The following is a 14,583-nucleotide window of genomic DNA, read 5'->3' on the forward strand; positions in this document are numbered from 1 at the left end:
CCGGGGGTCTACACGCCGCACCAGTCATCCGACCTGGTTGTTCCCCTGGCTACGGAAACTCCGGATCATCGTGCTGCTCGCCCAGGGCGGTGAGTGCGTCGCGCAGGCCGGCGCGCGCGGTGACGCCGAGCTTGGGGAACACGTTGTACAGGTGCCCGCTGACGGTGCGCGCGGACAGGTGCAGCCGTTCCCCGATTGCCTTGTTCGTCAGCCCTGACGCCGCGAGCGTGGCGATCTGCAGCTCCTGCGGGGTGAGCTGGACCTGGCTCGCGTCGGCCTGCCGGCGCGACAGGCCGGTGGCGCTCATTTCGTTCCTGGCGCGCTCGGCCCACGGGGCGGCCCGCAGCCGATCAAAGATTGTCAGCGCGGCGTTGATGCGTACGCGTGACTCGACGGTGGCCCGCTCCCTGCGCAGGTGCTCGCCGTAGGCCAGCAGCACGCGCGCCCGTTCGAAGGGCCACAGCTCCTCGGGCGCCGCTGCCAGTGCTCGCTCGAAGTGGGCACTCGCCACCTCGCCTCCGGACACCAGCCCCTGTGCTGCCGCCACGAGCAGCGACCAGCGGGAGGAGATCTTCGCGATGCCCATGCGCAGCATCGCGTCGACGAAACCCCGGGCCTGTTCGGTGCGGCCGGTCCGTACGGCCGCCTCGACTAGGTCGTAGGCCACGAACAGTTGCAGTTGCTGGGCGGTGCCGCCTTCCACGCCGCGCGGGCTGATCCTGACCGCCTCGGCGTACGCCGTCTCGTAGTCGCCGCTGCCGATGGCGGCGAGCGTCCGCACCCGGTACACGTGCTGCGGCACGATGAAGGCCTGGCGCGGGAGCGACCAGGACAGCATCCACTCCAGCGGTTCCTCGGCCACGTCCTGCTGGCCCAGTGCGGCGGCGGCCAGGGCCTTGCTGTACTTCAGATACCAGACGAACTCCAGGTACCCGTACGCCTCGACAAGTTCCAGGCCCTCCTCGGCGAAGCGCAGCGTGTCGTCCCAACGCCCGGCCAGATAGCTCTCCCCGCACAACAGCATCAGCGCGTTGGTCACCGAGGCGACCGCACCCGCCTGCCTGCCTTCGCGCCACACCCGCAGGAGCGGTTCGCGTAGGTCGGCGAGGCGGTCGACGTCGTTGGCGACATAGGCGACGCGGATGATCTGCCCGGGGTCGCGCTCGGTGGCCAGGGCCGCGATCTGCCGGTCCAGGGTGGCCAGTGCCTCGGGCGAGGCGGTGGCGGGGTTGGTGGCGATCTCGGAGCGGATCAGCACGGACTCGGGCAGCATGTCGCGGTACCGCTCCACCAGCTCGCGGTAGGAGTCCCACATCTCCTTGCGCCCGTTGAGGGCGACGGTCAGCGACAGGATCCAGATCGCCGAGTTGACCTCCTCCGCGGCAGGCTCGACGTCTGGGGCCCGCAGCGCAGCGCTGATCACCCGGTAAGCCGAGATGACGTCCCCGTCGGAGTACAGCAGCAGCGAGGCCGCCGCGGAGGCAGCGGCCACCGAGCCCACGCCCGCGTTCACCCGCCGGGCATCGCTCAGCAGGCTCGACACCGACTGCAGGTCGCCCATGACCTCGGCGGCGAAGTACGCGGTCGCCGCCAGCCGCTGCGACCGGTGCTGGAGGTCCGGGCTCAGGTCCGCCGAGCGCGTCATCGCCGCCACCGCGGCCGTCGGGTCCCCGCGCTTGAGGGCCTGGATCGCCTCGCGCTGCAGCAGGCTGGCCACCTCCTCGTCGGGACCGAAGGAGGCGTCCGCCAGGTGCCAGGCCCGGTGCCCCGGATCCAGGGCCCGGCCCTTGGCGAGCGCCCGGTGGGCCCTGCGCCGGGCCTCGGCCCCCGCCAGTTCGACCACCGCGGAGCGCACCAGCGGGTGGCGGAAGACCACCGCGTGCTGCCGGTCGACCACGACGATGCGCTCGTGTTCGGCGATCTCCAGCTGGGCTGCGGCACCGGGGCCCACCACACCCTCGTCGGACAGCACCTGACCAGAGCCGCCCAGAGCGAGCAGCAGCAGCAGGTCCCGGGTCTCAGGAGCAAGAGCGGAGATGCGGGAGGCGAACGTCCGGCTGAGCCGCTCGGACAACGGCAACACGGCGGGCAGGGCATCGGCGCTCGGGTACCGGTCCGGGGCCAGCATGGCCGGCAGCTCGACCAGGGCGAGCGGGTTCCCCTGCGCCTCGGTGACGATGCGCCGACGTACCGGCTCGGCCAGATCCGGGTAGCGCCCGATCAGCAGGGACTCAGCCGCCGCATCATCGAGGGAGCGGATGGTAAGGCTGTTGACCTCGCCGGCCGGCGGCTGCCCGGTGGTGCGGACCGCCGTCAGAACACGCACCGCAGTGTCGGCGACCCGCCGGGCCACGAACGCCAGCACGTCGGCGCTCGCGTCGTCGAGCCACTGAGTGTCGTCGACGAGTACCACCAGCGGTTGATCGCGCGCGGCGAGCAGGAGCAGCGACAGCGTCGCGGTCGCGATCAGGAGGCGCGAGGGGGTCGGGCCGTCGCCGAAGCCCAGCGCCACCCGCAGGGCGCTCTCGTGGGACGAGTCGAGCCGAGGGAACATCGGAGCCAGCGGCACCAGCAGTTGGTTGAGCCCCGCGAACGCGATATTGGCCTCGAACTCGGCCCCGGCCGCCCGCAGCGTCCGCATGCCGTTCGCCAGGGCCAGATCGGCTGCCGCGTCGAGCAGCGCGGACTTGCCCACCCCGGGTTCGCCGAAGAGCGTGAGCGAACCGCCCAGCCTTCCGGTGCCCTCGATGACGGCCCTGATGAGGTCCACCTCGCTGGAACGTCCCGTCAGGTCGGACGCCGCCCGGCGGTGCTCGGGCCCTTCCCGTTCCGCGGTCATCGGGATGGCTCCTCTTGCCGTGTGAAACCTGTTGTCGATCACCTGACGGATGCGCGAGGAGGTTGCGTCAGCGCACCGTGCGCAGGTCCTGGACCGGGCGCGACCATGGCGCCTCGCCGTCGCGACCGCTGCGACCCTATGCCACGGCCCACCGCATTGCCATTCTGTGCGCGAGGCCGGGAATTCAGGTGATTTGACCCAAGCAGCAGGTCACGGACAGCCTGACGCATGCCCCGGCCAACGGGGTCTGGCGGGCAACATCCCCTAATCCCAGGGCACCCCTACCCGAGACCCTCTCAGCCAGAGGTCGTCTTCTCCCCCTGCTTCATCCCTGGATCAGGGGGAGGGAGCGACCCCTCAGGTGCAGCGACGTGGTGTTGTGTGTGTCAGGGGCGTCGACAGTCGGCGAGGCCGATGGCCCGCATTGACGAACACACTCAGGTGGCGACCCACGGTCCAGCGACTGACGTCCTCGGTGAACCGGAGTGGGCCGGCCTCCTCACCCCCGCCGACCGGTGCGGCCCGACCCCGCTCTTCTGGTCCCATGTCCGCCCGTACGGAGAGGTCAACCTCGACATGGATGCCCGTCTCAACCTCGCTGCGGCCACCGTGCCCAGCCCTCGGGCCCCGCTGGATGACCAGCTGGCCCCGCCCGGGACCGGGGCAAGACGGAGCCTTCGCCGATGGAGGCAAAGCGGTGGCGGGCCGTTCCGAACCTTGCCGCTTGTGCTACGACCTGCGCCAGTGGCTCGACGACAACCCCGTGTAGTGGCGGTGCCGGGAGAAGAATGCGCCAGTTCTACCGGCTCCGAACCCACTACACTCTTGTGCCTCACTGCCCGCCCTGAGCTCCAATTGTGGGCGTGATCGAGCACGGGGGGACACATGAAGGAACGTGCGGAAATGCGCCCGCGATACGCGCGTCTCGCACCGCTGCTGAACCGAATCCCCCTAGGAGGTTGGTTCGCCCTAATCCTAGCGAGCGGGATCTGCGCGCTCACCGCCCTCGGGTCTCTCGTTATCGATGAGCCTGGGCCCAAGTGGCCCCCGAGGCCGCCGATGCCGAGCAGCACTCCCGAGCCGCCTGACAGCACTGGCGAGCCGAGCAGCCCTGACCAGCAAGATTACGTGGACTCGTTGGACCGAGCCCGAAGGCATCTCTCCCTGGGGAAACTTTACGTAACCGACGCCAGATACATCGATCTCGTCAAGGGGGAACCGCGCCAGTTCGCAGTTGATGTCGCGGGTTCCATGCCGGCGCTCTCGCGGAGCAGCCCAAGGGTACTGACCTCAAACATCCACGTCGGCTCCCAAGTAGGAGTGAAACTGCACTGTTCTGGGGCCAACGTGAAGTGCTCAGCACTCTCGACAGAGCGTCAGAACGTAACTGGGCCGGATGATCTAGCAACCTGGGCCTGGGAGGTCACGGCCAAAAGCACCGGCAAAGTTACCTTCGTCGTCACCGCGACCTCGTACTACCGGAACACAGACATTGTCCTGTACGAGAAGCCGCCGATCACTACGCGCGCCGTCGTGGTGGCGGCGCCCCCACTCACAGCGGAGATGGTCGGTTCGCTTGGGTCACAACCGCCCTTGAGTGGGTAAAGGGGGCGATCGTGGAACTGGGTGTGCTGGCCGGATCCTTGGCCACTATCTGGGCCTCGTACTTCGCCGTCAGGTACCACCGCTATCCCAGCGCTGAGGCTGAGGTGGGCACCGCGCCGACGGCTGCGACCAATGGCCCGCGAGCGCGGCCGGCAAGCCCACCTGCTGCTCCCCGTCCAACCTCGGAACCTGCCAGCGGGGACACAGCACCGGCGGCTGCGACCAATGGCCCGCGAGCGCGGGCTCGAACCCCATCGCCCCCTCCCTCTCAGGCCTCGACACCTCCACGTATGCCGGACCGCTCCTCCTCCTGACGCTGGTAGCCCTTGGCCCCGCCCGTCGGGTACCTGGCGGCCGGCCCCGTCAGCAACGCCCTCGGCGTACGGACGGCCCCGGCTGCCACGGCGGCCGTGATCGTGGCTGCCGCCATCGTCCCGCTGCTGCTGCGTCAGGTCCGTGATCTGGCGCTTGCGCCGACGGTCGTCGCCGACGCGGATTCCTTGGTGAGCGCGCCGTGATAGAAGGTCCGGCCTACCTGGACCGCCGCGTTTGTCAGTGACGGTTGCGACCATGCCGCACAGACAATTCTGCAGAAAGAGCGAGAGGGGCACGGCTGGTGAGGAAAGCAGCACAACGCTGACGAGCTGGCCAACCGGGGCAACGACGCCGACGGCCAATCTCCCTTACCTTCTTCGACGTCGACTACGAGCGCGGCTCCCGAGCACATGGTCGCGGCGTCCGCGCGGCTCTCCCCGAGGGCTGGCTCATCGAACGCGCTGGCCTGGTCCACGCCGATTTCGACGCCGAACGCTTACGGATCACCGGCGACGAGCTCGTCACGGGGCCCCACCCGGCGAGCGCGCTGATCAACGCGTTGCACGGCAAGCAACTGGTCGTGGGCCAGGGCATCCTCACCACCGACCTGCGGGCCGCGGCTATGGTCACCCCGATCCCCAGTCGGCTCCTGGACCGCACCATCGACACGCTTGCCTTCGTCCACCGCGTCCGGGGCGGCTCCTACCCAGTCGGCTGCAACCTCGACGACCTCGTCAGGGAGATCCTGGGCGCGGTCCGGCGCAAGCTCCGGTTTCCCACCTCCGCCCCTGGCCTGCGGCCCGGCGGCACCATGGGAATGTCGCCTGACCGGCACGGCGCCGACCCGACTCTCGCCTGGGGCGCCGGGAAGCCGGTCTGGACGCACGCGAAGCTCGACGACGAGCACATCGCCGAGCTCACGGCGGACGCTGCTGACCTACGAGGCCCGCACCATCTGCACCGACCCCGAGTCCACCTCGCGGGGCGAGCAGCCCTGGATGGCGCTCGGTGAGAACCCTGGCCGCGAACTGACGTTCGGTGCTGTCGGCAAAGTGCGGAAGCCGTCGATCGCGTTACTGGACCTTCGTCTCGGGCTGGGTCGGCATCGTGCTGCGCGCCACGCTGGAAGCGGTCAAGGATGCCGCCGAGCGGAGGTCGGGCGGGCGGTGAGGCAGCGAGCGGACGGCGTCCGGCGGGCGGTGAACCGCCCGCCACACCGGCAGAGTTCCGGCTGGGCGCTGCCCGCATGGTCGGCGCGGAGATCCTTAGCACCGGCCAGCGGGTCCGCGCACTGCGGCGTCACCGGATCCCACGCCTGGGAGAGGCTCTCGCCCACGCAGATCTCGCTCTGGAGCAGAGCGAGCACGAGGACCCGGTCCGGCGGCGGTTCGCCGCCCACGTAGTCGGCGGAAGCGGACCCACCGGCCACGCAGACAATCCGGTCCCAGGCCTCGCCCCGATGGCGGCGAAGCACACCGAGTCCGCCCCGCCTCATCTATGCCCGGCCGGGAATCCCGACGAGTTCATTCAGGCCTTGTGATCTATGTGATGGATATGCGCCTCGGGCCCGGGGAAAGTGAGCGTCACCTGGTCAGTACCCGAGCAGCGCACCTCGTAGGACGGAGTTCCGTCCTCGTGCTGGAGACCGACGCTCTCGCCGTCGCGCCTGGTACCGCCCGTGGTCGGCCTCGACAAGCAGTTGATCGCCGAGGCCAGCTCGCATGATCACATCACCCGGCGAGTCCGTCGTCGTCGACGCCACCTGGTCCGATGCGGGACAGCGCGAAGCCGCCCTGCGTATGACCGAAACGCACCAGCGACGATCCAGTGGCCCTACTGCCAGGTTCCGGGCGACGTGTGGCCAGCCTGCCTGAGTACCCGGGCTCCCGGAGCGCCCGACGCCGGCCTCGACGTGGCCACCGTCATGGCAGCAAAGGAGCTGCCGAGGCGGAGACAGTCGCGGTCGATACCCGTGGCCCCGTCGGAGGCTGCGGTCGTCCAGGCGTTGGCGGTCGTACGCCCGCACGGCACCGGCCAGGCCCGGGGGTCTTCGCCGCCCCTACATGGAGCCGGACTGTGCAGAGACCGCGCGCCGGAGCGAAGCGAGCACGAAGGAATCGGTTCGGCGGCAGGCCACCCTGTCCCGGCAGAAGGGACCGATCGGCCCTGTGCAGATCCGCGTCACTCAGGGAGCGTGAGAAACACCCCACCGGTTCCGCGGAGGAGTGAGGATCATGCTGGAGCACCGCACCGTGCAGGATCTGATGAGCCATGCCGTCGTGCACGCACGCCTGGACACCCCGTTCAGGGCGGTTGCGGCGATGCTCACCGACAACGACATCACGGCCGTCCCCGTCGTCGACGACCGGAACTGTCCGATCGGCATCGTCTCCGAGGCCGATCTGCTCCGGCACGAGGCCGTCCTGCCGGACCCCGAGGGACACGCCCCCGCGCCGCGGCTGGACCCGCGCGAGCGCGGCCGCGCCGAAGCTGACACCGCCGGCGGTCTGATGAGCGCGCCGGTCGTCACCGCCCGCCCGCAGTGGAGCGTCGTGGAGGCGGCCCGGGCGATGGACGGCCACAAGGTCAAACGACTGCCCGTGGTGGATGAGACCGGACAGCTCATCGGCATCGTCAGCCGCAGCGACCTGCTGCGGGTCTTCCTCCGCAGGGACACGGCGATCAGTGAGGAGATCACCCTCGATGTCCTGCACCGCACGCTGGGCGTGGGGCCCGGCGCGGTCGACGTCACGGTGGCCGACGGAGTCGTCACCCTGCGCGGCAAGGTCGGGACCAAGAGCCTCGTCCCCATCGCGGTACGGCTGTGCCGCGCGGTCGACGGAGTGGTGACCGTTCACGAAGAGCTCGGCTTCGACGTCGACGACAGCGAGGCCGGGGCCACGGAGAAGCCGAACGCGGCCGGCGTGATGGGAAGTCACTGACACCGCCCGACGCTCGCCCGCACCGGTGCTCCCACCGAGCGCGCGGCAGTACTGACACACATCCTGGGGAGGACGCGCGAGTGACGCCGCTGAACGGCAGGTGCCCATGAATTCCCGTGACCGGATCGCAGTGATCGGCGTCGGCAACGACTTCCGGCGCGATGACGGTATTGGCTGGGCCGTGGTGTCCCAGCTCCGTGAACGAGTCGGGCACAGACTGCCGGCGAACGGCCTGGAGCTGACGGTGAACGACGGAGACCCCGGCCGACTGATCGGTCTGTGGGAGGGCGCGCATCTCGCCATTGTGGTGGACGCCGCCCACGCCCATCCCGCACAGCCGGGGCGGGTGCACCGGATCGAGCTGGAAAGACAGGAGCTGCGGCAGTCCGGGCAGACGAGTTCCCACGGGCTCGGCCTGGGTGAGGCCGTCGAGCTCTCCCGCACGCTGGGCCGGCTGCCGACACGACTGGTGGTGTTCGCGGTGGAGGGGCAGGACCACACCCTCGGCACCGGTCTGACGGAGCCAGTCGCGGAAGTGGTGGAGCCCTTGGTTCAGCGGATCGAGGAAGAGATCGCTGGGTTCCGCGCCGCCGCACAAGCACCAGCACCCGCGCCTCGGCTGGAGTGACGCGGTGACGCATGCGACGCAGGCTGCCGAGTCCGAGACCTCACACCGCGTCCCTGGCACGTCGAGGTGGCCGGGACGGTGCGGGGGTGTGTGCTTTCGGTCATTCGTCCATCGGCTGGCCAATGGGGTCGGCCTGGACGGCTGGGTGCGCAACATCGACGGCTACGTCATGGTGGCCGCTGTCGGTCCGCCCGCCACCCTGGATGCCTGCGTGGCCGGGACGCGCCCGAACTCGCCCCGCGGCCACCGCTACCCGTTCATCAACACAGGTACTGTGGCCCGCGCGCCACGGTCGTCACCGACCTGCCGTACAGCTCGGAACGCGCCGTTATGCGAGCGTTCGCCCTGTGCCCGCGGTGCGCCGCCGAAAAGGAGCCCAGTGACCGGCGCTCCCACACCGAGCCACTCGCCTGCCCAGCCTGCGCCCCCGGCTGTCCTGGCAGGTCGGTGACGACCGGCAACACCAGTCACATCGGTGAACAGGCCCTGCGGCAGGAGGTTGCCGCGATCGGCGGGGTAAAGATCGGCGCGGTCAAGGGGCTTGGCGGTTGCCAACTGGTCTGCGACGCACCGACCGCGGCGGCGGTCGGCGAGCTGCGCCGCGACAAGGCGCGGACCGCCCAGACCTTCGCCGTCATGGTCAGGAACCTCGCGGCTGTGGAGCGCCTGGGCGCGGATCAGCCGTACCGAACGGCCCGCGCTCACGTCGCCGGCACGGCCCGTCGTCCTGTTCACGGCCCATCCGCGGGCTGGCGAGCCGGGTCCCGCCCCGCTGGTCTCGCCGCGTGGTCACGCCGCCCGAGCCACCCATGCGGTCGATCGTGTGTCCGCGGCCGTCCGCCCCGGGACGAACGGAATGCCGTGACGGCCCCGGGGCCATTCGGCCCTGGCCGGAAAGCTCCCGCGCATGGTCCGTCTGAAGATGAGTTCTGAAGAAGACGAATTCTGAAGACGAGTGACGAAGCGGCGCTCGCGAGAAAGGGACAGCCATGACGGACTCCGGCGGCTCGGCGGCCGTTGTCATCGGAAAGGACGGCCTGGAAGCACTGGTCGAGCTCCTCGTCGCGCGCGGGCGCACCGTTATCGGCCCCACGGCGCGCGACGGCGCGATCGTCCTGGCGGAGCTGGCCTCAGCCGAGCAACTCCCGTACGGCTGGGGAGTCGAAGTGGAAGCGGGGTATTACCGGCTGCGCCCCCGGGAGGACGGGATGGCGTTCGCGCACAGTGCGGGCCCTCAGTCCTGGAAGACGTATCTGCACCCGCAGCGGGTGCGGCAGTGGAGCGCGGAGCGCGGGCCCGGCGGCGAGCTGACGATGCGGGCGGACGACGATCTCGCTCCGTCGTACGCGTTCCTCGGGGTGCGGCCGTGCGACCTGCGGGCGATCGCGATCCAGGACCGGGTTCTGACGGGCGGGAAGTACGCCGATCCGGCCTACCGCGACCGCCGAAACGGCGCCTTCCTGGTGGTGGTGGAGTGCACGGAGCCGGGCGCGACCTGTTTCTGCGTGTCCATGGGCACCGGACCAGGTGTCGACGCGGGCGCCGACGCGGGCTACGACCTCGCGCTGACCGAGGTCCTGGACGACGCGGGGCACCGCTTCTGGGCGCGCGCGGGCAGTGTCGAGGGCGCCGAGGTGCTTGCCCTGCTGCCGCGTCAGGCTAGCGGCGACGCGGTGACGGCCGAAGCCACGGCCACGGCGGCGCGGGAGAGCGTGACGGCCGCCGCCGAGCGGATGGGACGCTCGATGCCGCCGGTCAGCCTCCAGCGCCTGATGGCCGGCTCTCTGGACGCCGAACGCTGGGACGATGTCGCGGCCCGCTGCCTGGCCTGTGGCAACTGCACCATGGCCTGCCCCACCTGCTTCTGCACCACCACCGAGGACGTCACCGACCTCACCGGCAACCACGCCGAACGGTGGAGCACCTGGGACTCCTGTTTCGACCTCGACTTCTCGCATCTGCACGGCGGCCCGGTCCGTGAATCAGGGCGCAGCCGCTACCGGCAGTGGCTGACCCACAAACTCGGCACCTGGCACGACCAGTTCGACTCGTCCGGCTGCGTCGGCTGCGGCCGCTGCATCGTGTGGTGCCCAGTCGGCATCGACATCACCGAGGAGGCGGCCGCGCTCCACGCGGAGACCTGGTCCGTGCCCGAGGGCCCTGAGAGCGGACGCCAGCCGTGACCGCCACGCCTGTGCTGGATGCCCTGCCCACCGGGAGCCGGGAGCGGCTACTGCGGCTGGGACGCGATGTGTCCTTCCCCGCCGGCGCCCTGCTCTTCGAAGAAGGCGGCCGCGCCGACCGCTTCTGGATCATCCGCAGTGGTTCGGTCGCGCTCAGCCTCCATGTTCCGGGCCGGCGTCCGCCCACGGTCGAGACACTCGGTCCCGGCGACCTGCTCGGCTGGTCGTGGCTGTTCCCGCCCTACGAGTGGCATCTCGGAGCCGAGGCCCGCAGCCCGGTGCACGCTGACGAGTTCGACGCGGCGACGGTGCGCGTCTTGTGCGGAGAGGACCTCGCTCTCGGGTACGCGCTGGCACAAGCCGTGGCCGGGGTCATCGCACACCGCCTCAAGGCGACCCGTATGCGCCTGCTCGACCTCTACGGTCCCTCCGCAAGCAGGCCGATGCCATGACGACTCCGGTGCCTTATCAGGTGGTGCGCCGGGAGAGCGAGACGGCGGACACCGCGACCGTCGCACTGCGGCCGGTCGGAACGGCGCTGCCGTCGTTCCGGCCGGGCCAGTTCGCGATGCTGTACGCGTTTGGAGTCGGCGAGATCCCTGTCTCCGTGAGCGAGATCAGGCCTGCCGACGAGGGCCTGGTCCACACCATCCGGGCCGTGGGCGCCGTCTCAGGCGCCCTCTACGGGCTGCAGCCCGGCAGCGCCGTGGGGGTGCGCGGCCCGTTCGGCACCGACTGGGAGCTGCCCGCCGGTGGGGGACGTGATTTGCTGATCGTGGCCGGTGGCATCGGACTGGCGCCCCTGCGTCCGGTGGTGGTCGACGCAATCACGGAACCGGACCGCTACGGCCAGGTCAACGTGCTCATCGGCTCGCGCTCCCCCGACGAGCTGCTGTACCGCGCCGAGATCGGCCACTGGTCCACCGAAACCGCCGCCCACGTCGCCGTCACCGTCGACCGGCCCGACGACCATTGGCCGGGGGAAGTCGGCATGGTGACGACCTTGCTCCACCGGGCGCGGTTCCGCCCGTCCAACAGCATGGCATTCGTCTGCGGTCCCGAGCCGATGATCCGAGCCACGGCCCGTGACCTGGTCCACCGAGGCGTTCCTGCCGAGCGGATCCTGGTGTCGCTGGAGCGCAACATGCGCTGCGCGACGGGTCATTGCGGCCACTGCCAGCTCGGGCCGTTGCTGGTGTGCCGCGACGGCCCGGTCCTGGGCTGGGACCGCGCCGAACCGCTGCTCGCCACAAGGGAGCTGTGAGATGCCCGCCAACCCGAAGCTCGCCGTGTGGAAGCTCGCCTCCTGCGACGGATGCCAGCTCACTCTCCTCGACTGCGAGGACGAACTGCTGGCGCTGTCCGGGCAGGTGGAGATCGCCCACTTCCTGGAGGCGTCCAGCGCCGCGGGTCCGGGACCGTACGACCTGTCGCTGGTAGAGGGCTCGGTGACCACCGAGGCCGACGCCGAGCGGATCCGGCACATCCGGGCCGTCTCACGCCGCCTGGTGACCATCGGCGCGTGCGCGACCGCCGGCGGGATCCAGGCACTGCGCAACTTCGCCGACGTCGAGGAGTTCCGGGCCACGGTCTATGCCCGCCCCGACTACATCGACACCCTGGCCACGTCCACCCCGGTATCCGCCCACGTGCCGGTGGACTTCGAACTGCGGGGCTGCCCCATCGACCGGCGTCAGCTGCTGGAAGTCATCACCGCACACCTCGCCGGACGCAAGCCCGGCATCCCCGGTCACAGCGTCTGCTTCGAATGCAAGCGGCGCGGCACCGTGTGCGTCACCGTCGCGCACGGCACACCCTGCCTCGGACCGGTCACCCATGCCGGCTGTGGCGCGATCTGCCCGGCCTACGGACGTGGCTGCTACGGCTGTTTCGGCCCGTCGGCGTCCACGAATCTGCCTGCGTTGATCCCGAGGCTGCGCACCGACGGCCTTGACGACCGTGACGTCGTGCGCCTCCTGCGGACCTTCAACGCCTACGCGCCTGACTTCGCCGAGGCCTCGACAGCGCTGGAACGTGACGAGGGGAGCGCCCCGTGACCCATCGCGGATCCCGTGTCCTGCATGTCGGCTCGCTCTCCCGGGTCGAGGGCGAAGGCGCCCTGCACCTGCGGGTGGACGACGGCCGGGTGGCCGAGGCCCGACTGCAGATCTACGAACCGCCGCGCTTCTTCGAGGCGTTCCTGCGCGGGCGCGGACACACCGAGCCGCCGGACATCACCGCCCGGGTGTGCGGGATCTGCCCGGTGGCGTACCAGATGAGCGCGTGCGCGGCGATCGAGGACGCCTGCGGGATCACCGTGGACAGCCAACTGGCCGAGCTGCGGCGACTGTTGTACTGCGGGGAGTGGATCGAGAGCCAGACGCTGCACATCCATCTCCTGCACGCCCCGGACTTCCTCGGCCGCGTCAGTGCCATCGACCTCGCCCGCACCCATCGCGCCGAGGTCGAGCGGGGACTACGGCTGAAGCAGGTGGGGAACGCGCTCATGGAGCTGCTCGGCGGCCGGGCCATCCACCCGGTCAACGTCCGTGTCGGTGGTTTCCACCGGGCCCCGACCCGTGAGGAACTCCGGCCGCTGTACGAGCGGTTGAAGCGGGCCATGGACGACGCGTGGGCCACCGTGCGCTGGGTCAGCGGCTTCGAATTTCCCGATGCCTACTGCGACGAGGACTTCCTCGCCCTGGCCGAACCCGGCCGCTACGCGATCGCCACGGGCACCCCCAAGGTGCTACCCGGAGACGGCGGACCCCAACGCTCCTTCCCCGTAAGCGACTTCATCGAGCACGTCGTCGAACGGCAGGTCCCCCACTCCACCGCGCTGCAGTCGGAGCTCGACGGCCGCCGCCACCTGACCGGTTCGCTGGCCCGATACGCGATCAACCACCGGCTGCTGTCCCCGCCGGCGCTCCAAGCCGCCACCGAGGCTGGGCTCGACGCCGTGTGCCGCAATCCGTTCCGCAGCATCATCGTCCGGGCGGTTGAGGTCGTGTACGCGATCGACGAGGCCATGCGGATCATCGACGCCTACGAGCCGCCACCCCACCCGTCGGTCGAGGCGCCGCCCAACGCCGGGACCGGACACGGCGCGACCGAGGCACCGCGCGGCCTGCTGTACCACCGCTACACGCTCGACGCCGACGGCACGGTGACCGACGCCCGCCTCGTCCCGCCCACCTCCCAGAACCAGGGGGCGATCGAGGAGGACCTGCGCCGCGTCGTGCAGGCCGCGATGGACGACGGCGACCCCGGCAACGCTGAGCTGACCGCGCTGTGCGAACGAACCATCCGCAACCACGATCCGTGCATCTCCTGCTCCACTCACTTCCTCGATCTGACCGTCGAGCGCACCTGAAAAGGCCCCCACCGCAGCTGCATCCTCCCAGGGAACGCGCCCCGTACTCCCACGAAAGGCCGGGCCATCGACCTGGCCCGGCACGGCTGCGGCTCGGGGCGAGCAGGAGCGGGAGGCCATAGGACAACCGGCAAGCGGAACAGGCACCCTGGCAGCCCGAGCCGATGACGCATCACAGCAGAATGCGTCACAGACCGGCACGTTGCGCGTGGGCCTGCGTATCTGCGCTACGCCCCGATGAACGTCGTCGCCGCCGGGGAGGCGGAATGGCAGGCCCCCCGCGGGCTGGATCGGCTTCGGCGGGCTGAACACCGTCGCCGGGGGCACCTGGTCCTGCCCGTGCTCGCCTTCCGGGCCTTCCTTGCACTCGTACATAGACGAACAACCGGACAGTCCCCTGCCGTCGGCAGCAACAGGCAGGCGCGGAGGGGGACGGCCCTCGGCCGCGGCTGCACCCCGTGGGACGCGGGGTCGTTCCGGCTCCGTTGACGACCGCCTCAGCCATTACCGGCTCCGGACGTGGGGCACTCGCAGCGCATGGCACTCACACAAGGCACGTACCGCTCGCGCCGCACCCGCCGGGGGCCAGCCGCGACCATCGGCATCGGTGCCGCCGCGGGCGCGACAGCTGCGGCCGGCCTCCTGTTCGGCCGCAAAGAGTCAACGATCAGCAAGATCGGGCCCGACCAGGAGCGGCC

The 14,583-nt window shown here is 70.4% G+C and carries 14 protein-coding genes; 11 read left to right on the top strand and 3 right to left on the bottom strand.

The features are described 5' to 3' along the window. Nucleotides 1-49 precede the first annotated feature (49 nt). Entirely contained in the window at nt 50-2,839 is a 2,790-nt protein-coding gene (locus OG698_RS00735; protein ID WP_406100754.1) for an AAA family ATPase, read from the bottom strand. Nucleotides 2,840-4,770: 1,931 nt separating this feature from the next. Here OG698_RS00735 and OG698_RS00740 point away from each other — a divergent pair. Beyond that, nucleotides 4,771-4,962, top strand: a complete 192-nt coding sequence (locus OG698_RS00740) for a hypothetical protein (protein ID WP_406100755.1) — start codon at nt 4,771-4,773, stop codon at nt 4,960-4,962. Nucleotides 4,963-5,318: 356 nt separating this feature from the next. After that, nucleotides 5,319-5,771, top strand: a complete 453-nt coding sequence (locus OG698_RS00745) for a hypothetical protein (RefSeq protein WP_406100756.1) — start codon at nt 5,319-5,321, stop codon at nt 5,769-5,771. 120 nt (nt 5,772-5,891) lie between these two features. On the opposite strand, the gene OG698_RS00750 is transcribed toward OG698_RS00745, so the two are convergent. Together OG698_RS00750 and OG698_RS00755 are read right to left on the bottom strand one after the other, a co-directional pair. After that, nucleotides 5,892-6,188 carry a hypothetical protein gene (locus tag OG698_RS00750; RefSeq protein WP_406100758.1) on the bottom strand — a complete coding sequence of 99 codons (297 nt, stop codon included), beginning with the start codon at nt 6,186-6,188 and terminating at the stop codon, nt 5,892-5,894. 98 nt (nt 6,189-6,286) lie between these two features. Next, nucleotides 6,287-6,454, bottom strand: coding sequence for a DUF1918 domain-containing protein (locus OG698_RS00755; protein WP_406100760.1), 168 nt, complete (start codon nt 6,452-6,454; stop codon nt 6,287-6,289). A 542-nt stretch (nt 6,455-6,996) separates the two neighbouring features. Between OG698_RS00755 and OG698_RS00760 the strand changes: the two genes are divergently transcribed. From OG698_RS00760 to OG698_RS00800, 9 genes are all read left to right on the top strand, one after another. Beyond that, entirely contained in the window at nt 6,997-7,701 is a 705-nt protein-coding gene (locus OG698_RS00760) for a CBS domain-containing protein (RefSeq protein WP_406110736.1), read from the top strand. 106 nt (nt 7,702-7,807) lie between these two features. Beyond that, on the top strand, nt 7,808-8,329 hold the full coding sequence (locus OG698_RS00765; RefSeq protein ID WP_406100762.1) for a hydrogenase maturation protease: 522 nt from the start codon (nt 7,808-7,810) through the stop codon (nt 8,327-8,329). Between the two features lie 4 nt (nt 8,330-8,333). Further along, nucleotides 8,334-8,780: an acylphosphatase gene (locus OG698_RS00770; RefSeq protein WP_406100764.1), complete on the top strand. Its 447-nt coding sequence runs from the start codon at nt 8,334-8,336 to the stop codon at nt 8,778-8,780. Next, nucleotides 8,777-9,262: a Sua5/YciO/YrdC/YwlC family protein gene (locus OG698_RS00775; protein ID WP_406100766.1), complete on the top strand. Its 486-nt coding sequence runs from the start codon at nt 8,777-8,779 to the stop codon at nt 9,260-9,262. The genes OG698_RS00770 and OG698_RS00775 overlap by 4 nt, the downstream gene beginning before the upstream one ends. 56 nt (nt 9,263-9,318) lie before the next feature. After that, nucleotides 9,319-10,512, top strand: coding sequence for a 4Fe-4S dicluster domain-containing protein (locus tag OG698_RS00780; protein WP_406100768.1), 1,194 nt, complete (start codon nt 9,319-9,321; stop codon nt 10,510-10,512). After that, nucleotides 10,509-10,964, top strand: a complete 456-nt coding sequence (locus OG698_RS00785; protein ID WP_406100770.1) for a cyclic nucleotide-binding domain-containing protein — start codon at nt 10,509-10,511, stop codon at nt 10,962-10,964. The genes OG698_RS00780 and OG698_RS00785 overlap by 4 nt, the downstream gene beginning before the upstream one ends. Next, nucleotides 10,961-11,776, top strand: a complete 816-nt coding sequence (locus OG698_RS00790; protein ID WP_406100772.1) for an FAD/NAD(P)-binding protein — start codon at nt 10,961-10,963, stop codon at nt 11,774-11,776. The genes OG698_RS00785 and OG698_RS00790 overlap by 4 nt, the downstream gene beginning before the upstream one ends. A gap of 1 nt (nt 11,777) precedes the next feature. Next, the gene (locus tag OG698_RS00795) at nt 11,778-12,569 is read left to right on the top strand and encodes an oxidoreductase (RefSeq protein WP_406100774.1); all 792 of its coding nucleotides are present in this window, start codon (nt 11,778-11,780) and stop codon (nt 12,567-12,569) included. Beyond that, nucleotides 12,566-13,885: a Ni/Fe hydrogenase subunit alpha gene (locus tag OG698_RS00800; RefSeq protein ID WP_406100776.1), complete on the top strand. Its 1,320-nt coding sequence runs from the start codon at nt 12,566-12,568 to the stop codon at nt 13,883-13,885. The genes OG698_RS00795 and OG698_RS00800 overlap by 4 nt, the downstream gene beginning before the upstream one ends. Nucleotides 13,886-14,583 lie beyond the last annotated feature (698 nt).

The organism is Streptomyces sp. NBC_01003 (assembly GCF_045162695.1).
Taxonomy (GTDB): Bacteria; Actinomycetota; Actinomycetes; order Streptomycetales; family Streptomycetaceae; genus Streptomyces.